This is a genomic window from Porphyromonadaceae bacterium W3.11 (genome assembly GCA_030434245.1).
Lineage (GTDB): Bacteria > Bacteroidota > Bacteroidia > Bacteroidales > Porphyromonadaceae > Porphyromonas_A.
Genome location: JAUISX010000002.1, coordinates 396393 through 417431, shown reverse-complemented (window position 1 = coordinate 417431; position 21039 = coordinate 396393). Strand labels below are relative to the sequence as shown.

Here is a 21039-nt window from a genome sequence, read left to right as displayed (position 1 = left end):
ATCATTAGATGAAGACATACAAAGTACTATATCTCATACCACTTCTATTACTTCTATTTAGTGGATGTGGTAGCAAGAAAAGAGTTCTGTCCAATAGCGACTTATCCAACCAGGCCAAGATCCAGAAATACATTCCCCAAAAGTTAGAGCTTAGAGCCGCTTGGATTCCTACAGTTTTTCGTTCAGAATATGCGAGACTAACACCAGAGGGGGTGCGTCGTAACCTCATCCAGAAATTAGACTTACTAGAGCGTGCAGGGTTCAATGCAGTCATTTTCCAAGTCCGTTCAGAAGCGGATGCATGGTACTATAGCCCATACGAGCCTTGGAGTAGATCTCTTACAGGTGAGCAAGGAAAAGCACCTCAGCCCTTATGGGATCCACTTCAATTCTTAGTTGAGGAGTGTCACAAACGAAATATGGAGTTACATGCGTGGATTAATCCCTACCGTGCAGCAACGAACCTGGGAGGTCAGATGGCTTCCAATCACCCATACTACCGTCATCCTGAATGGTTTGTCACCTATGGCAATCAACTCTTATTCAATCCAGCCCTTCCTGAAGTTCGTGACTATATAAGCCTTATAGTCAGAGATATCGTAGCTCGATATGATATTGATGCCATCCACATGGATGATTACTTTTACCCTTATCCTATCGCGGGAGAGCCATTTCCAGATAGGGCAGACTACGCTCATCAGTCTAGAGGGCAGAAGAGTATTGACGACTGGAGACGGGAGAATGTCAATATGACCATTAAGCAGATTCAGAAAACCATTAAGTCAGTCAAGCCATACGTGAGATTTGGGATTAGTCCATTCGGTATTTATCGCAACCAAACGAATGATCCAAATGGTAGTAAGACCTTCGGGCTACAGAATTATGATGACCTTTATGCAGACATCCTCTATTGGGATAGAATGGATTGGGTGGATTATATTATGCCTCAAATATATTGGGCAATAGGCAATAAAGCTGCCGAATATACAGAACTGGCTCATTGGTGGCAAAAGAATATCCTAAGAGCACAATACTACATAGGCCAAGACATCCGGCGTACAATGGATCGGGATGAATTGCATACCAAAATGAATATTACTCATCAGACAGCACAAGGACAATGCTTTTGGCCGGGCGATGATTTATTCACCAACTATGCTAATATCACTCAGACTTTACAAACCTCTTATTGGACTAAACCAGCACTCATCCCGTCCACTCCATACCCAGAAGATTTACACACATTTGACGAACCTCATAGAGAAGCCTTTATCTCAAGAGTCGCTGGGATCCAAGAGCTTGTATGGGAGCCAGATATCCCCTACCCTAAAGGTCTAGAGACAAAATACTTCGTCATCTATTGTCACCCAAGAGGGACCAAGCTCTCAAAAGCCACAACCCAAGATTACTTGATGGATATCACATCAGAAAATCATATCGAGCTCCCTCACTTAGGTGGAAAGGAGAAAGTAGCCTTCACGATTACACGCGTCAATCGCTATAACCACGAGATTATTGTAGCACATAACATTAAGGCAAAGCTATAAACAGGGCATGCCATAGAAACTCAATTTCTGTACTCGCTCTTCCCCCTACTCTTTCCATGGCATAGAGATAAGTTTACTCTCCACCCTTCTGCACGCATCTGAATAAAGATAAAGCCCCCTGACTACACTCATTATAGTCAGGGGGCTTCTCTATGTCCTCAACGGACAGTCATGCAACTTCCTTAATCTACAAAATCATTAAACATTAACGCTCATCTATTTAATTACTTCATAATGCTTAAAATATAACCAGATATAGCTACATGTGAAATGAAACAATGCAAATACCAAACGATAAATAACCATATATAGTTATTTATTGTATATTTGCTTCAGAAAGGATTTGAAAAAGTCTTAGAATACTTTTTCAATATTACCTAATCATATAATACATGAGATATTTTTTATTAACCCTTAACAATTAAAGCATGAAAAAGAAAATTGTTTTACTTTTATTTCTGTCCATTGCACTTTGTTTTTCGTGTACCAATTTGGATGATGTAAACTCCAGATTGGATAACCACGAAAAACGTTTATCCGAGATAGAAGCGATGGTCAACACTGCAAATGGAAATATTCAAAACCTAAAAAGTTACTAGAGGCACAAAAGGACAACCTGAGCATCGTCTCTTTTGCTAAATTAAAAGACGGCAGTGGCTATGAACTATTAATGACTGATGGTTCTAAAATAACATTAAGAAATGGCAAAGATGGAGAAAAGCCAAACATTGCCATAAAAAATGATAACGATATTTTATATTGGACAATCAACGGTGATTACCTGCTAGATGCATCTGGAAATAAAGTTATAGCGGTGGGCAAAGACGGAGAAATAGGCTCCACTCCTATCGTACGAATCAATACGGACGGCTATTGGGAGGTCAGTTATAACAAGGGCGTTAAATGGGAACTTGTTTATGACGTAAATGGCAATAAAGTAAAGGCTAATGGCTCTATAGATTTAGGTGACTTTAAAATCATTGAGGATGACGACTTTATCCATATCACATATATGGGACAAGTTTATAGTATTCCAAAAGATAAAAAAACTGTAGAAGCGACAAGCATAACACTTTCACCAAATGAGAGCCAACTAGAAATAGGATCTTCTCTTACTTTCACTATTGAAACAACACCTAAAAATGCCAAACTAAAAGAACTTGAATGGGAATCAGATAATGAGGACATAGCACAAGTCAAAGATGGAACCGTTACAGCGATTAGTGCAGGGGTAGCTATCATTACGGTCAAAGCCTATAAAGGGAAAGTAAAAAGCTCTGCGACAGTGAAGGTAACGAAGAAAAGCAACAAAAAATTAGCTTTAGAATACCTAACTGAATACAATGTAAATAAAACCGGTACTGGGTTTATAGACAATCACATAGGTAAAAACAGTGGTTATTTCACTTGGCATGAAGCCATGAAACTATTCGCAGCTAATAAAAACTTCACCGTGGATGGTATCGGATATCACCTCCCAAGTTTTAAAGAATGGTCATCAATCATACCTAAAGAGATAATGTATGTAGAAACTAAGATGCCTGACAAACTTGGTATTGTAGAAAATGTTACAATTGGTGATAAGAATGCTACATACAAGTCAGATTATAGATTTCCTGGAAATTACGTATTTTATGCTATTCGTTTCAAAAATGAAGATAATGAGCAGTTAAGTGCGTGGCGGTACCAGTTCACGGATAATCCCGAACAGTCAGGTGAAAAAATGCTGCAAATCACTGTACGACCTCTGGGTAAAGACGTATTATCATTAGACGACATCTCAAATCCTGATTACTGGGCTACGAACAACGATAAAGACATTCAGAGAATGCTGCCTGCAGCCGGTTACCTTATCGTAAAAGATGGAGAACCATTTTACTATAATGAATATGGTCATTATTGGTCTTCTACAGAAGATAGAGAGAAGACAACATGGGCTAAGTTCGTCCTCTTCAGCAATTACTTATGCTACTCTGACTATCAACACGAAAAAGGGATATATAACACAACAAGACTATTCAGAAATAACTTCTAAATCATATGAAAACAAATTCAAGTCATTTTTTATTGGCACTCACCCTCCTATCAATGCTTCTGATAGGTTCATGTACTAACCTCGACTCGGTAAATGATCGTATAGATGACCACGAAAAGCGTCTAAATCAATTAGATAATTTGGTGAAAAGTGTAAATGACAACATTAAAAACTTAAAAGCTCTGGCTGAGGCTGAAAAGGACAACCTTGCCATCGTGAAATATACTCCACTAGAAGATAATGCTGGGTATAAACTTGAAATGAGCGATGGCTCTACGATAATCCTCAACAATGGTTTAGATGGAATAACTCCAAGCGTAGGAATTAAGAAAGATACTGACGGGGTATTTTATTGGACTATTAATGGAGAATTTATGCTTGATGCTTATGGAAATAAAATCATGGCAAAAGGCACCAATGGATCAGATGGCATCACACCTTTATTGCAAGTCAATGCCGACGGATTTTGGGAAGTAAGTCTCAATCAAGGTAAATCCTATCAATTACTACTTGGGAAAGACGGAAATCCTATCAAAGCAAAGGGTGAAACCGCTAAAATAGATTTCTCGATTACAGAAACAGAAGATTCAGTCGTAATTAATTATAATGGCAATGAATACATCCTACCTAGGAGTAACAAAATAGTACCAAAAAGTATCACTATAGAACCTACCAAAAAAGTAGTCAAGGTTAACGATACCTTTGAAATCAAAGCCACTATATTACCTGAGAACGTTTCAAACCCAGCCATCACTTGGGAAAGTGAAGACGATAAAATAGCTACAGTCTCAGCCGGTACAGTGACCGCTGTCTCTGTAGGTACTGTCCTCATCAAAGCAACCACTGTAGAAGGAAACTTGACAGCTACTTGTCGCGTCACTGTTAAAGCCAAAAATAGTCACGTAAAACGATTACCGATAGATTACGTTGCCGAATTCAACATTGATAAAACAGGTAAGAACTTTGTCACCTCTCACTCTAATACAGCAGGTGGCTACTTTGATTGGGATGACGCAGATAGAAAATTTTCTAAAAGGGCAGACTTTAAGATTAATGGGCAAGGCTACTACATGCCTACAATGAAAGAATGGTGTGCTGTAGTTCCTTTCAGGAATGTATATTTTATAGAGTTTAGAGACGTACTTAATCAAGAAGAGAGTTTTGTATTCCTTGAAAAATCTTACAACCTAAAGGCTGATTACAAATTTCCAGGAAATGGAGTCGCATACGCAATTAGATTTAAAGGTGGCGATAATTTATTAAGAAGTGCTTATAAATTTGAGTATACTAAAAATCCTCAGGGTAATGGCAGTATGATGATTATTACAGCACGCTATCTAGGTGATTCTGATACAGAAACCACAATTGATGACGTTGCAAAGCCAGAATACTGGAATTCAAATAATGAAGATGATACCATCCGTTACTTCCCTTGCTCTGGGTATAAGGATTTCGAAGAAAATAACATGTACTCAGTTGGGGAATACGGTAATTACTGGTCTGCAACCAGTCACGATTCATTATTTGCAAGGAGGATGCTATTTGGTGGAAGAGATGCCACTTCTAATGAAGGCGGGATGAAAACTAATGGTAGATCCATTAGACTGTTCATGAAAAAATAAAAAAACACACATAATAACTATGAAAAAAATATTTTATGCGGTATTGTTATTGCCGATTTTAATGATTTCATCTTGTACAAATCTTGATGATATTAATCAGAAACTTGATAAGCATGAAGAGCGATTAAAAGGCTTTGAACTTCTCATGTCTCAAGCAAATGAAGGAATTATTTCACTTCAACAGTTACTTGATGCCCAAGCAAAAAAACTAAGTATAAATTCATACAACCCTCTATCAGATGGGACTGGCTATGTATTAAAAATGTCTGATGGCTCGGAGATAGTCCTGAAGAATGGCGTCGACGGTACTACACCAAAAATTGGAGTGACAGAAGTAGATGGAGTCCTCTATTGGTCACTTAATAATGACCTAATTTTGGATGCAAATGGTGATCCTATACCTGCAAAAGGACAAGATGGTAAAGATGGCTTTACACCTAAGATACGAGTAAGCCGTAATGGTGAATGGGAAATCAGCACAGATAATGGTGTGACTTGGGAAAAGATTTTAGACAGTGACGGGAATCCAGTCAAGGCTGCAGGCGAAACCGAAAAAATTGACCTCTCAATTACCGAAACTGATGATGATGTGATTATCAAATATAATGGTAAGACCTTCATTATTTCAAAGAAAGTTAAAGCTGCAGTAACTGAGGTTAAACTGAATTATAATGAGTACACGCTTCGTGTAGATCAAACAGTTTCGCTAAAGGCAACCGTGATGCCAGAGGAAGCAGAGAATAAAAAAGTCACTTGGACTTCTGATCAAGAAAAAATTGCCTCTGTTAGTTCTAGTGGATTAGTTACAGCCTTATCTGTGGGGACAGCTATTATTACAGTGCAACCGAAGATGGAAATCTTACAGACCAATGCGTTGTTACGGTGAAGAAAAAAGCTCCTACTCATGATAAGCTTGCGATAGAATATGTTACTGAATTCAATGTAAATGCGGACGGGACAGACTTCATCACTTCCCAAGACACTAGTGAATCTGGATACTTCTCACATCATAAAGCGATGGAATTATTTGATGTATCTAAAAACTTCACCGTTAATGGTGTGGGATACCACCTTCCAACTCTTGCAGAATTTAGAGGAATCGTTCCAGATTATAATAGTGGAATGAATATAAGTTTTGAGTATGAAAAGAAGGTTGATAACCTCTCAGAGGAAATAACTATAGCAGGCAATACCCAAACATACACTTCAGACTATGTATCATTGGGTAATAATAACGCCTATGGTATTAGATTTAAAGGGAATGGTGACAAACAACGCTCTGCATGGAGATACCAATCTGTAAAGAACCCTGACTCTGAAGGAGAGATGATGCTCATGATTACTGTACGTTACCTAGGACCAGAGAATCTAGATGTAACTACAGACGATATCTCTAATGAAGAATGGTGGGAAAAAGATTCAGAGGATAATATTGTACGTTGTTTCCCAGCCGCTGGTTTTGTGCGCTACACAACTGATGGTTATTATACTCAAATAGGTACACATGGATATTTCTGGACTTCTACTGATTTTAATGCTGGAAATGCTAGAAGTATGGATTATACACCAATGGGGTCTTATACCGCATACTACTGGAATAGCAAATCTTACGAATTCTCAGTCAGGTTATTCTCAAATAAGTAACCTCATATAGAACATTTACTTTTGGGCATGCCAGGAGATCTGCTTCTGTGCATGCCCATTATTAGATACCTTGATCTCAGATTGCGGAGAGGACACAAAGAAAAATTGTATTTATATCATAAAGGAAAAGAGCGTCCATATATTCAGAAAAGGGCTGAATCTGTAAAGTGTCAAACACGCTCTTCTAGACCAATAGATCTATCTTCTCTATCAAGAGACGTAGCTCTCTATGTGCCCAAGTGAAACCCTGCTAACATAGAGAAGCCCCCTGACTACACTCATTATAGTCAGGGGGCTTCTCTATGTCCTCAACGGACAGTCATGCAACTACTTTTATCAGTAGTGTGGATTATCTCAATGTTTCCCTTTTATCAACTCTAATGAACGATTAACGAAATCATCTAACGCCTTACCCTTCAGCAGACCACTAGAGAGCAGACCAAGGTCTATTAACTGAGAGATAATCTTATGCTCTTCACCAAACTTACGATAAATAGCATCTAGCTTCTCATCAATCTCACTGATAGACTTATTGGTTTCAGCCATGTCATTACGAAGGGTCTCCTTCTGTGCATCATCGATATCCTTAGCCTCTAGTTGCTGTTGTAGGACAGATACTCGTGCCTCATGCCCACGTTTATCAGCGGTTAGCTCCTTGTACTCTCCATCTGCCGTCTCATTGAAAGCTACAGCTAGACCACGAACCATTGGATGATCAACATTCAGATTAACGATATAGCTATCAGGCATCTCTTCATAGAAGCTCATACCCTGTTGCATAGCAGCCATATCCTTCATCCTACGCATATACTCACTCTGTACCAAGATCAAAGGATTACCCATCTCACCTTGATGACTTGCACGTACGTTGTACATCACTTTCTGCTCGTGAGGAAGCTGTAGGTCGAACAACTTAGTCAGCAATTCCACCTCTTCCTCTGAAACGTCTGCCGTATCTTTCGGCGCATCCTCTTTTGGGATGAGATTATCCAGCGTGTCACTATCAATACTAGCAAAACGAGATTGAGCGACTTTGCTCTCCAACATCTGGATGAAGTGTATATCTAATTGTCCATCCATTAGGAGGACATCATAGCCCTTATTTTTCGCCTCTCTTATATAGCTATATTGCTTCTCAGTATCGTTGGCGTACAGGTAAATGACATTACCGTCTTTATCAGTCTGCTCAGCAGAAATAAGTTCACGATACTCCTCTAGTGTATAGAGCTTATCATCAGTACTCTTTAGTAAGGCAAACTTCTCAGCTTTGTCGTAAAACTTTTCGTCTGTCAGCATACCATACTTCACGAAGAGATCAAGCACTTCCCATTTTTCCTCGTACTTCTTACGATCTTCCTTGAACAGCTCATTGAGCTTATCCGATACTTTACGAGTGATGTAGCTGGAGATTTTCTTTACGTTACCATCGGCCTGCAGATAACTTCTGGAGACATTCAGAGGGATGTCTGGTGAGTCAATCACCCCATGAAGCAGCATTAGGAAATCTGGCACGATACCTTCCACTGAATCCGTTACGAATACCTGATTACTGTATAGCTGGATCTTATTTTTCTGAAGATCCATATTGTTCTTTACCTTAGGGAAGTAAAGGATACCAGTCAGGTTGAATGGATAATCAATATTTAGATGGATCCAAAAAAGAGGAGCCTCTGACATAGGATACATCGTATTATAAAAGTTTTTATAATCCTCATCCTTAAGCTCACTAGGCATCTCACTCCAGATAGGTTTATTCTCATTTATGATGAGATCCTCGTCTGTCTCGACCTCTTTACCGTCCTTCCAATCTTTCTTCTTACCAAAAACAATAGGTATAGGTAGGAAGCGGCAATATTTATCTAGTAACTGACGAATCTTTTGGGGCTCTAAGAATTCTTTGCTCTCCTCATCAATATATAGTATGATGTCGGTACCACGCTCACGCTTTTCGGCTACTTCCATCTTGTACTCTGGATCGCCTTCGCAGCTCCAGCGGATACTTTCCTCCTCTTCACGATAGCTCTGTGTATATATCTCTACCTTCTTAGCCACCATGAAGCTGGAGTAAAATCCCAGTCCAAAGTGTCCGATGATACTGCCAGCATCATCCTTGTACTTCTCAATAAATTCCTCAGCTCCACTGATAGCGATTTGATTGATATACTTATCAATCTCATCTGCTGACATTCCGATACCATGGTCGCTAATGATAAGCTTATCGCCATCAATCTTCACCTCGACCTTGAGATTATCAAGCGAACCACTATACTCTCCTTTGCTTGAAAGGGTCTTTAACTTCTGTGAAGCATCTACAGCATTACTTACAAGTTCACGTAAGAAGATCTCGTGATCACTGTACAAAAACTTCTTAATGATGGGGAACATATTATCACTCTGGACCCCTATCTTACCATTCTTTTTCTCTTTACTCATATGTCATATAAATTAAAATTTATTTTCTTTTACCATAAAAGGGCAAAGAGGGTGCCAAAATGGACTGACTGACACTTTGTCAGCCCTGAATTTCGTTGTGCACAAAAAAAATAAACATCATGAGTTCTAAAAAGATTAGAAGCACAACACTCATAAATACGCGATGCCAAACAAAACAATAGTAAAAATGACAATAAGAGGACTTAACAAAAAGAAGAGTCGGGCTATCAAACATGTTGATAACCCGACTCCTATTCTTTATCAATTATATGCAAAAATTAATCTTCGTCATATGGTGCGAAGTCAGACTTTTCTGCACCGCAAACTGGGCATACCCAATCCTCTGGGATATCCTCAAATGCTGTACCTGGAGCGATACCTCCATCCTCATCACCTACTTCAGGATCATAAATCCAGCCACATGGCTCACAAATCCACTTTCTCATAACTTTGTTCTTTAGTTTTTGTATAATTACCTTTCATCAAGCTAACCACACAAGGCTAGCTATGCAAATATACCTATTTATGGTTATATGGACATACTTTAATTCTTAATAAACTATTAATTTTCTAAGCATTTTAACAATCCGAAATGAGGTCTTAAGCAGTGGAAAATCTCGAACTATCCCCTATTGTCCTTCGTAGGAGTATCCAATAACAAGAGTTATTAGTGTTAACTTATCTATATCCAACTTTTTAGGTAGGCCAATGCCTGGTACGCTCTATCAATATTATGAAGAAGACTACAGCTAATTGACAATAAATTGATTGGCTTTTTCTCCAAAAAGGCCTCAAGAAGCAGCCCAAAATCATCTTATAGGAGAGATTTCTTCTTCCTATAGGAACAATAATTTTTTCCTATAGGAAGAGCAACTCTTTCATATAACTAAAATACCACCTATTTAAAACCACCAAATAAGAGTATTGTGATTACAATTTCGCACTCCTTATATCCTCTTATTACCAACGGGTTATAGCATATACCCTCCATATACGCTGCATTTTATCACAAAATAGCTATCGTATGGTTATGTCAAATGGGGGGCACATTTTCACAGCCTTACTTAGAGCGTCACTCGTTTTAATTCAAGTGACTCGAAGATTCTTAATTAGCTGGCATATAGGAGATTCATCATAAATACTAGAGACTCTCCACTTTAGATGTTTTCTAGTGTCTCTGGACCATAATAATTGCTTATCTTTGCCACACAAAGACATTCAGCTATATGGTAATCTATGGGTATTAAGGATAAATGGAGAGGAGGATCGACCAATATTGAAGGAGAATTAGATCTTTCTCTGAGCCATATTTTTCAGCTTTCGTGGCCTGTCATGGTCTCGCTATTGGCACAAAATCTCATTGGTGTCATAGATACAGCGTTTATCGCTCGCCTTGGAGAGGTGCAGCTGGGTGGCGTGGCTCTAGCAGGGCTGGTCTATTTTAGTATCTACACCATAGGCTTTGGATTGGCGAGCGGGACCCAAATTATGTTTAGCCATCGATACGGAGCCAAACAATATAGTGAGATCGGGCATGTGATAGGACAGAGTCTAAGGATACTATCCATAGCAGCCCTTTTGGTAGTCATACTAGCCTTTAGTACTGGTCGGTTACTCTTTGGCAACCTCATCTCGAGTCCGGATGTGGCACAATCTGCCATTGATTACTGGAACTACCGAAGCATCGGGTATCTATTCGCCTTTATCGGAAGTGCTTTCCGATCCTTCTTCATAAGTATATCCAAAACTAAAGTATTGACTCTGAACGCCATCGTGATGTCCATTGTCAATATTTTTCTAGACTATGTCCTCATCTTTGGTGAATTAGGATTCCCTGAGATGGGGATCAAAGGGGCAGCCATTGCAAGTGTGAGTGCTGAGATCGCCTCATTAGTATTCTATCTATTGTACATCTGGAAAAAGGTAGATCGTAAGAAGTTCGGCATCAGTTGGAGCATAATCCTTGAAAACGATAGAGTCTTAGTAAGAGCATTGCTAAAACTTAGTTATTACTTGATGATGCAGGCACTCCTAAGCCAGTCAGTGTGGACGATCTTCTTCTTTATGATTGAAAGCTTGGGTGAGCGTGAGTTGGCGATAGCCTCTATCATTCGTAGCCTCTACATCTTACTCTTCTTACCGGTCAATTCTTATGGCACAGCCGTCAGAAGTACGGTTGGACATATTGTAGGAAACGGGCAGCCTGATAAAGTTATCCCTTACATCTGGAAGTCTGTCCTTCTCTCTTTCGGAACGATGCTACTCGTGACTACCCTAGTACAGATATTCCCTGAAGTACCGCTGAGCATATTCACAGATAATCCAGAGTTGATTCACGATTCCATTGGAGCTCTAAGGGTGGTCTGTATAGCAGTACTGATTTGCTCGATTGGAAATATGTTTTTCACCTCAGTGGGTAGTACTGGTGACACCAAGCGAGTCTTTATTATTGAGTTACTTAATATTGCCTTTTATCTTGGTTATGCAGCCATTATGGTTTACCTTATCGAGGGGTCCGTTGCCCTTTGCTTTACCGTTGAGATTCTCTATTATGTAAGTATCGGCTTGATGAGCTATCACTTTATGGCAAGTGGTCGATGGAAGGCCATAGAGGCACGCTGATCCTCTCCATGATTATGGATTTTGACTTATAAAGTATTTGAGGTCGGTTCTGCGGTTAATCTCAGAAGAACCTATGACACAGACGATTCTTTTTTTTGAATCGTCTGTCTTTTTTTATCTTGCTGATTTACTATCTTCTTTTTCTATCGCGGTCATTATTTGACGACGCGTAATGATGGTGGGGATACCTGCACCGATAGATATAGCTGCTAGTATAAACAAGCTAAACATTCCATTATGGATCGTTTCGGTGACAAGCTCAGAAGAAACAGGTCCATTGGTGGTCGCTATACTGATCAATCCAATAATTGAGCGATAAATATAAGTCCCTGGAACCATCGGGATGACACTGGGAATGGCGATGACTAGCGGTGGAGCAAACTTTAGCCTCGCAAAGGGGACACTTAATGTCCCGACACAGACACCTGATGCGAGTGAAGACCAGATCAGACTCAAGTTATTCTCTAAGACTATAAACTTCACTATTCCACTTACAAATGCGATGGAAAAAATAGATAGCAACACTCTTTTGGGGACATTAAATAGGACCGCAAACCCTATACTTGCTATGCCAGCAAAAGCGGCCTTTACTAAAATCGTAAGACTCATCATATAAATATAGAACTACACATCTTTGCAACCATCAATCCTAGAGCAATTGCAAAGGAGATTAGAAAACCATTTACACCTCTAGCAATACCATTTTGCGTATTTCCATCAATTAAATCTGTGATCGAATTAACTAATGGCACCCCTGGGATTAAAAACAGAACGGATGTCGCAAAGGCTGCGTCAGGAGTCTTGCAAGCTGGAATAAAGTAGGCAAACTGAGCAATAAATGCGGCTGTGAATGCAGCTAGAGATACAACTACAAAAGGGTTTATTTTCCTTTTTGATGCTTCTTGCCTGACATAGAGACCAATCACGGTAGCGATAAAACTAATTACCATCGATATGTATCCGCCATCAAGAAGGAAGCAGAACGAAGCATCACTAAGCCCTACGGTCAATAATACAAGCCATCGTTTGTGATGAGGGGTCTTTTTTATACGCTCCACCTCGTTTACAACCTGCTCCACGCTCCAATTTCCCTCTAATACATTCCAACTCATATGGCTAATATTGGATACGATAGCAAAATTAACCGTATGGGGCTCTATCCGCTTAATTTTGCTAAAAGCTACTTCACCTCTATTATCCATCACCGTAACGATCAGACTTCGGTGAGTGATCATCACTTCAAGATTATAGCCCCACGCAGAAGCGATACGACGTAAGGTTACTCTGATACGTTCTGTATTTGCTCCCGAACACATCATCAAGCTACCGATTTCGAGTAAAACGGTAGCAATACGATCTCTTTTACTTTCTTCAGGATAGTGCATAAAGTAGTTTCATCTAATAAATGTCCTAAACTGCATGTTTTAAATTGGTTATCAGAAATCATCTAGGATTTTTTCACTTACTGATTTTCGTTGATGATATTATACCGATAGCTATAAAATAATTTTGCACAAATTTAGCTTATTTTTGTGTATTTAGATCTATTTAATGTGATTTTATAGCCATACAACCAAGCATTTCTCTCCCCCACCTCTATATTTATAATCAAATAAAGTTCTGTATGTAGTAAATTGATTTATAGCTTCTCGCCTTGCAAATTATCTAGCTCTTATTATTGGATCTATCTTGCTCATACATTTCATTGCTGAACATTTATTTAATAAAAAAAGGGTGCCAGCTGCTAGGCTGACACCCAAGACTCACATCTAAAAAGCTATAGTTATTACTCGTCGCTCTCTTCTGTATAACTATCAAGCAGCATCTGTTGGACATCAGATGGCACTAATTCGTAATTCGCAAATTCCATAGTAAAGGAGGCTCTTCCGCCAGTGATAGAGCTCAAGGCTGTTGAGTAATTAGAAAGTTCCTTAAGAGGCACCTTAGCCTTTAGCTCCTCATAATCACCCTTACTCTCCATTCCCATGATGATACCTCTACGGCCTTGAAGGTCACTCATCACATCCCCCATGTAATCAGCAGGCACAGAGACTACGACATCATAGACAGGCTCTAGGACCTTCGGAGAAGCCTCGCGGAATGCTTGACTAAAGGCATGACGACCTGCCAGCATGAATGAGACCTCATTACTATCCACAGGGTGCATCTTACCATCATAGACGATGACTCGTACGTCTCTAGCATACGAACCAGTAAGAGGTCCTTCCTCCATTCGCTCCATGATCCCCTTGAGGATGGCAGGTAAGAAACGAGCATCAATGGCTCCTCCTACGATACTATTCACAAATACGAGTTTGCCACCCCATTCAAGGTTTATCACATCAGTATCACGTGCTTGCACCTTAAATTCCTGGCTCCCAAACTTATAACTACTAGGCACCTCAGCCCCTTCTACATAAGGCTCTACAATTAAGTGAACCTCGCCAAATTGTCCAGCACCACCAGACTGTTTTTTGTGACGGTAGTCACTTCTTGCCGCCTTCGTGATGGTTTCACGATAAGGTATCTTAGGCTCGAAATATTCTACTGGGATCTTATCATTATTCTCTAGTCGCCACTTTAATGTACGAAGGTGGAATTCTCCCTGTCCGTACACAATGGTCTGCTTTAGCTCCTTACTTTGCTCAATGATCCAAGTAGGATCTTCGTAATGCATACGAGTTAGGGCTTCATTCATCTTTTCAGAATTTGACTCATCGACAGCCTTAATAGCACGGCGATACTTAGGAGCAGGATACTCCACAAGCATATAACGATTAGTGCATCCCTTTTCATTAAGTGCATTTCCTACACGTACCCCTTTTAGTTTGACCACAGCACCAATGTCGCCAGCCTTTAGCTCTGTAACTTTTATGCGATTACCACCCTGAGGGATGAAGAGTTGCGAGATTCTTTCTTTACTATCATTTCGATCTGTATTAACTAAATCATCCCCTTCATGTACTGTACCAGAGACCACTTTGAAGTAATCTACCTCACCAATGTGAGGCTCTGTCATACTCTTGAAGAAGTATAGGCTAGTAGGAGCAGAAGAATCATAAGGTACCTTAGTCCCATCCACTGTCTCAAGTGGTTCTAGCTTATCACAGCATGGCACCACGTTTCCAAGGAACTCAAGTGTACGGCGAACGCACATATCTTTCTCTGCACTCACACAGAAGACAGGATACATGTCACGGGCTATAAGTCCAGCACGGATACCATCCCTCATCTCCTCTTCAGTAAGACTTTCACTCTCGAAGAACTTCTCCATGAGTTCTTCATCATGCTCGGCACAAGACTCTACTAAGTTCTTGTGAAGCTCCATAGCTTTATCCTTAAGATTATCAGGGATTTCGAGGACCTCAGGCTTGCCACCTTCTGGACCCCAGCGATACAGCTTCATTTTGAGGACATCAACGATTTCATTAAAGTCAGGTCCTGTCGTAACGGGGAATTGGATAGGAACCACCTTAGAGCCATATCGCTCTTTTAGCTGGTTTAGGGCATTATCATAGTCAGCCTTTTCATGATCCAACTGGTTGATGATAAAAATGACTGGACGATTAAATTTTCTGGTATATCTAAATTGGTTGATTAAGCCGACTTCCAGCCCATATTGAGCATTGACGACCATCAGAGCCGCTTCAGTAATTGCTAGAGAATTAACTAAAGCTCCTACAAAATCATCAGACCCTGGACAGTCTATAAAATTCAGTTTACGATCGCCCCAAGGGATTGAGAAAACAGTAGAAAATACGGAATAGCCATATTCTTTTTCAACTGGGAAATAATCACAAACGGTACTCCCTTGAGCTACTGATCCACGTCGTTGGATAGCTCCACCTTCAAAAAGCATTGATTCGGCCAGGGTAGTTTTCCCTGACCCAGAACTCCCCAAGATGGCGATGTTCTTAATGTCGTTAGTTTGATATACCTTCATAGTCCGTTATTTTTACGAATGATTGTAAATATTGGTTTTAGTCAAATCGTTTGTAAAAAACGATTTATTTGCCAAAGTAAGGACTTTTAACGAGATTAACAAGAACTTAACGTTGCTTTGTAGCAACTTTTGCTGCACATTGGTTGTATTTGTAGTGTGCGTTATGCTCAATAAGTTTTAAGATCTGAAAATCGTGTTGGAAAGTAATTCTCAATAACTCTGCTTTCGGAGAATTGAGATACTATATCTTTTTCAGCTCAAGGGTGCTTACAGACTTCTATTTCATCTTTTAAGAATGGACTATTTGGAGAAAACTAATGACATTTGGAGAATTAGATAGCACATCCTTTTCACTTCCAAGAAGAGGCTTACAGCCTTTCATTTCATCTTTTGAGCACGGGGTTATTTGGAGAAATCTAATAAGATTTGGAGAATGGAGAGAGCACATCTTTTTCACCCTAGCGAGAGGCTTATAGTATTCTGTATTGATCGTTTAGAGAAAATGGATATAACTTGGAGAATTTTAATTATCGTATTTGGCATATAGAACATTGAACACTTCGTTAAGCAAAGAGTCTCCCCTCAAATGGTTATACTTTTTACTTATGATGTACTTTGTGCCACTTCCTTTTCCAGTGGTTTGAATTATATTGTCTTCTTGCAACTTCATAAGCAGATATTTTATCTGATTTCTATTTAACTCATGCTTCATTTGTTCTTCTAAAGCTCCTACTTTGGACTCATTCCCTTGGAGCTTTAGTAGAATGGATTCAATTTCAGATACAATATATCTTTTCCCTATCCGATTGCTCTGTTCTTCAAGACTATAGAAATCTTCATCTAAAATAAATCTCAAAGAATGTCCGGATACTCTTTTTATTAGCCCTGCCTTCTCTAACTGCTCCGCTATATCTGATTTAAGACGTTGGAACATTCCATTTCTTATCATGTATAACGTGATAATTTGTTCTACTCCAAGCCTTGGCTCTTTATTATTATTCTTATACTGATTAATGTATATATGGAATGCTTTGTCTTTTATTTCCGTATTAAGGGTAAGTGATACTTGAAATATATTGGAATCAGTGTAATCTGGTTCTGATTTGCCTTCGGAGAGCATAATAGAATATATTTTATCAACACCCTGTCCACTACGCTCAACTAATCCTGTCTTTTCCAGCACCTCTGCCATAAGCCGACAACGAGGAGTACTATTTACAGTTAAGATGTTTTCGATATTCACCCCTTTTGGGAATCCACCTGGGTTATTTATGGTTATCTTATTAGGGTACTGTTTAATCACAACTTCGCTTGAGATGGTATAGTCTCGATGAACTATAGCATTTAGGATGGCTTCCCTTATGACCTCTTCATTGAAATCGTAAAGATCAAATATATAGGCATCTGATTGTATGGGGTGCTTCCTATTTAGCATGGGTTGATTTATTAGTTTCCATATACTATCAATTGCTATAAATAAAGGTGCTTGGATTTCCTCGCGAGTGTCATAATAGATTTGATCATCTTGATTCCTAAACTCCCATATCGTTTTGCATTGAGGTAATTTAGATTGGATAACTGTTCCTTTCCCCAGTAATATTAAGCAGGCATAATTAAGATTCCCTTTCGAATCGATTAGATTTAGGTCAGATAATGTTTGTGATGTGCTCAAATTAATAAATTGTTCGTTGTTTTGTTTGCGAGCATAGCTTAATTTCATCTTGTTGATGGCATTTTCGTCCAGATCGTCCAAATTTAGGCCTGCACAGGTTTGTGCAGAAAAATCAGGTTCTTGTTCTTGGAGGATAGAGAAGAAGTATTCGTCATTCATAGGGACTATACTGTCTCCAATACGCATAAGAGGGACGTCCTGATATTTTAAGGCTTTGCCAATGGGGCGTGATGGAACATGTATGATTAAGACGCGTTTCTCATCGTCATAGACCACTTCAGTTTCTACACGCACATGTAAGTCATGATATATTTTTTGCTCTAATTCACCCTCTCTCCCTTTCCATGCTTGAGTACCAACGATAGTATGGGGTGGCACATTGTTTTCTTTTACACCAAGAATTAATCTGCCACCACACTCATTTGCCAATGCTACAACATAACCTAATATACTACGTCTATCTTTATCGTATTTATATTGCTTTTTAGCTTCTTTGAATTCGACTTTGTCTTCACTTTCTCTAAGTCTTTTTACTTCATCTATGGTCATATTCGTCTTTTTTAGATTAAGAGAGCTTCTTCTAGTAGGCCTATTTTCAATGTAGACCATTGGTCACCAATGCCTGTTAACCAGTGCAAACAAAAACCTTTTAATAAAAACATTGTCTGCTACAAACATAACACTTTTGATTTAGAAATCACACTCTCTTAAGAACTCAAAAAAAGTTAGTCTTTGAGAGATCTTTCATGATAGCTAAATTTTGTATTGAACTCGCTACTCTACTTCTGAGAAGGCATCTTTGAGTCCTTCTTCCAAATCATATGTTGGCTGGAAGCCAAGAGATAATATGGGCGAGATATCGCATAGCCAATTACGTTGGCTAAGAATGGGATACTTGTCCCGATTTAGCGTAAAGGGCTTGTGGCTGATTCGGCTATAGGTCTGCCCTATGTTACAGGCGAGCTTAATGATGGGCAGAGGGACCCTAACCTCGTGAACTGGGCGATTGAGAATTGTGCTGACTATTCGCGTGAAATCCTGATCGGTATAATCCTTACCATCACTTAGTAGAAACGTTTGTCCCTCAGCTTCAGGATGGTTGAGCAGGAAGAAAACGGCTCTAGCTACATCCTTGACGTACACAAAGCTGAGCTTCTGAGGCTGTCTCCCAGAGAGAAAGTTCCACCCTCTTTTCATACTCATTATGGAGAGCCAGTAATCTTCGTCCCCAGCCCCATACACACCCGTCGGACAAAGTATAGTAAAAGGGATGGAAGCACTCTTGAGGTACTGCTCGGCTTGCCACTTACTTCGCCCATACGCTGTATTGGGACACTGTGAAAAATTTACACAAAGAGGGGCATCAGTGTTGTTCTCCCCATAGCTCCCCATACTGCTCATCAAAAGAAATCTCTCAGGGCGAAGTCGTTTAGTGTCCAACGCCTCAAGGAGTCGTCGGGTATTTTCGGCATTAACCTCAGCAAATTGTTTTGTATCCAGAGTCTTGGTAACTCCTGCATTATGGATGACGTAATGAAAGGGCGGGGCATCTTGGGAATCTGCGAGTTGCTCAAAAGCCCTTCTCATCTGCCCGCTATCTTTATACTCTAACTCTAGGAGGTGTATCCCCTTGAAATGGTCTAGGGTTTTTCTATTGCTCTCCTTGCGAACAGCAACCGTCACCTCGTATTCATGCAGGGCGAGAGCTTCATCAATCAGATAATGACCGATGAAGCCTGTTCCTCCAGTTATGAGCACCCGTTTTTTCACTTCCATTCCCTATAAGATCTCCAACTCTTTGAAGCACATTTTGAGTCTTTGGACTGCTTGCTCTACTTGATCCTTAGTGTGTGTCGCCATCAATGCAAATCTAACCAAAGTATCCTTTGGAGCACATGCTGGAGGTATCACGGGATTAATGAACACTCCTGCATCAAAAGCAAGCTTAGTGACCGTAAAAGTCTTGACCGTATCTCTAACATAAAGAGGGATAATGGGGGATTCAGTCGCCCCAATCTCAAAGCCTTCCTCTCTAAATCGCTTCAGAGCGTAACGAGTCACATCCCATAGCCGCTCCAGGATTTCGGGTTCCTGCTCTAGGATTTCGATAGCTTTGAGAGCAGAGGCTGTAGCTGCTGGAGTACTAGAGGCAGAGAATATATAGGTGCGTGAATTATGGCGAAGATAGTTGATAGTGGTCGCATCAGCAGCAATAAACCCACCAATAGAGGCTAGAGACTTACTGAATGTACCCACGATAATATCTACATCGTCAGTAATGCCTAGTTGATTACACAGTCCTTCTCCATGCTTACCATAAACCCCTATGCTATGGGCTTCATCTACATATAGAGTGGCGTTATATTTTTTCTTTAGAGCCACCAGTTCTTTGAGAGGTGCAAGATCTCCTTCCATAGAGAAGACGCTGTCCACAATAATAAGCTTTAGAGCGTCAATGGGGCAACGACTTAATTGTTCTTCTAAGTCAGCAAGGTCATTATGCTTGAATTTCTTTTGTTGTGCGAAAGAAAGTCTTCGTCCATCTACAATGCTGGCATGATCTTGAACATCGCAGAAGATATAGTCATTTCTACCCACTAAGCTTTGAATACATCCAGAATTTGCAGAAAAGCCCGTGCTAAACACAAGAGCCTCATCTTTACCCACAAACTTTGCGATCTTACGCTCCAGTTCGGTGTGTAAGTCTAGTGTACCATTGAGGAACCTTGATCCCGAGCAGCTACTGCCATACTTCTGAAGAGCGTCAATCCCTGCTTGAATAATTCTCGGCTCATAGTTCAATCCCGTATAAGCATTAGAGCCAAACATCAAAACCCTCTTCCCATCCATCTCCACTTCCGTACCCTGCTTGCCAGTTATTTCACGAAAGTAAGGGTAAATGCCCATCTCCTTAAAACGTTGTGGTCTATCGTATGAGGCCAGCCGTTCTTGCAATAATCCCATTGTAAAATCAAATTTATCAGTTCCAAACATCCATTTTATCCTCATTTGAATTATTTTTTCTGATAAAATGGATTCTCTCGGTGCAAAAGTACTGATTTATTTGAATAAAAGGTCTTATTTCTGGATAAAATTAGAATTGGGACCATCGAATGCCTCACTGAGAACTACTTTATTTTATAACATGAAGGTTAGTTCTTTCATCCATATAATGTTATTTAATAAGGAATATTTATCACTCGTATCGCCTAAAACACATGCTCTTGATATTAGACTCAAATATCAAGAGCATGTGATGAAATGCCATTCTAACTGATTTGTAAACAGATCGGCTAGGAGATTGAATGAGAGTTGCGATACAAGACTCTCTGGTTGGAAGCGGAAGAGCATACTCTTAGGAGTATGAGTATGACTGAAACTCACTAATACAGCCTGTAGATCGCCGTCACACAATACTCTCAATATGTTGTTTATTAAAACCGTATTATTTGAAAGAAGGAGATGAGATCCAAATCATGTTTTATTATTATCATTTCATACGCTAGTCTGTCCGATTTCTC

The 21039-nt window shown here is 39.7% G+C and carries 14 protein-coding genes; 6 read left to right on the top strand and 8 right to left on the bottom strand.

All coding sequences use genetic code 11. The features are described from left to right. Positions 1 to 8: 8 nt before the first annotated feature. The 5 genes from QYZ87_04335 to QYZ87_04315 all read left to right on the top strand — a co-directional run bounded on the left by QYZ87_04335 (position 9) and on the right by QYZ87_04315 (position 6848). A complete protein-coding gene (locus QYZ87_04335) occupies positions 9 to 1547 on the top strand; it encodes a family 10 glycosylhydrolase (GenBank protein ID MDN4753760.1) in 1539 nt (512 codons plus the stop codon). Between the two features lie 616 nt (positions 1548 to 2163). Then, positions 2164 to 3582, top strand: a complete 1419-nt coding sequence (locus tag QYZ87_04330) for a PL29 family lyase N-terminal domain-containing protein (GenBank protein ID MDN4753759.1) — start codon at positions 2164 to 2166, stop codon at positions 3580 to 3582. A gap of 5 nt (positions 3583 to 3587) precedes the next feature. Beyond that, positions 3588 to 5204, top strand: coding sequence for a PL29 family lyase N-terminal domain-containing protein (locus QYZ87_04325; GenBank protein MDN4753758.1), 1617 nt, complete (start codon positions 3588 to 3590; stop codon positions 5202 to 5204). A 19-nt stretch (positions 5205 to 5223) separates the two neighbouring features. Beyond that, positions 5224 to 6090: a PL29 family lyase N-terminal domain-containing protein gene (locus tag QYZ87_04320; protein MDN4753757.1), complete on the top strand. Its 867-nt coding sequence runs from the start codon at positions 5224 to 5226 to the stop codon at positions 6088 to 6090. Continuing rightward, entirely contained in the window at positions 6087 to 6848 is a 762-nt protein-coding gene (locus QYZ87_04315) for a hypothetical protein (GenBank protein ID MDN4753756.1), read from the top strand. The genes QYZ87_04320 and QYZ87_04315 overlap by 4 nt, the downstream gene beginning before the upstream one ends. Before the next feature lie 354 nt (positions 6849 to 7202). On the opposite strand, the gene htpG is transcribed toward QYZ87_04315, so the two are convergent. Together htpG and QYZ87_04305 are read right to left on the bottom strand one after the other, a co-directional pair. Beyond that, positions 7203 to 9281 carry a molecular chaperone HtpG gene (gene htpG / locus QYZ87_04310; protein ID MDN4753755.1) on the bottom strand — a complete coding sequence of 693 codons (2079 nt, stop codon included), beginning with the start codon at positions 9279 to 9281 and terminating at the stop codon, positions 7203 to 7205. A gap of 278 nt (positions 9282 to 9559) precedes the next feature. Further along, positions 9560 to 9727 (bottom strand): rubredoxin, encoded by a 168-nt coding sequence (locus tag QYZ87_04305; GenBank protein ID MDN4753754.1) that lies wholly within the window; start codon positions 9725 to 9727, stop codon positions 9560 to 9562. Positions 9728 to 10517: 790 nt separating this feature from the next. Between QYZ87_04305 and QYZ87_04300 the strand changes: the two genes are divergently transcribed. Further along, positions 10518 to 11903 (top strand): MATE family efflux transporter, encoded by a 1386-nt coding sequence (locus QYZ87_04300; GenBank protein ID MDN4753753.1) that lies wholly within the window; start codon positions 10518 to 10520, stop codon positions 11901 to 11903. A gap of 114 nt (positions 11904 to 12017) precedes the next feature. Here QYZ87_04300 and QYZ87_04295 read toward each other — a convergent pair whose 3' ends face one another. From QYZ87_04295 to QYZ87_04270, 6 genes are all read right to left on the bottom strand, one after another. Further along, positions 12018 to 12515, bottom strand: coding sequence for a threonine/serine exporter family protein (locus QYZ87_04295; GenBank protein ID MDN4753752.1), 498 nt, complete (start codon positions 12513 to 12515; stop codon positions 12018 to 12020). Further along, positions 12512 to 13288 carry a threonine/serine exporter family protein gene (locus QYZ87_04290; GenBank protein ID MDN4753751.1) on the bottom strand — a complete coding sequence of 259 codons (777 nt, stop codon included), beginning with the start codon at positions 13286 to 13288 and terminating at the stop codon, positions 12512 to 12514. The genes QYZ87_04295 and QYZ87_04290 overlap by 4 nt, the downstream gene beginning before the upstream one ends. 401 nt (positions 13289 to 13689) lie before the next feature. Then, positions 13690 to 15846, bottom strand: a complete 2157-nt coding sequence (locus QYZ87_04285; GenBank protein ID MDN4753750.1) for an elongation factor G — start codon at positions 15844 to 15846, stop codon at positions 13690 to 13692. A gap of 523 nt (positions 15847 to 16369) precedes the next feature. Next, complete coding sequence (locus tag QYZ87_04280; GenBank protein MDN4753749.1) at positions 16370 to 18067, bottom strand: ATP-binding protein; 1698 nt, start codon at positions 18065 to 18067, stop codon at positions 16370 to 16372. A 225-nt stretch (positions 18068 to 18292) separates the two neighbouring features. Further along, entirely contained in the window at positions 18293 to 19294 is a 1002-nt protein-coding gene (locus tag QYZ87_04275) for an NAD(P)-dependent oxidoreductase (protein ID MDN4753748.1), read from the bottom strand. A 3-nt stretch (positions 19295 to 19297) separates the two neighbouring features. Continuing rightward, positions 19298 to 20482, bottom strand: coding sequence for a pyridoxal phosphate-dependent aminotransferase family protein (locus QYZ87_04270; protein MDN4753747.1), 1185 nt, complete (start codon positions 20480 to 20482; stop codon positions 19298 to 19300). Between the last annotated feature and the right edge of the window lie 557 nt (positions 20483 to 21039).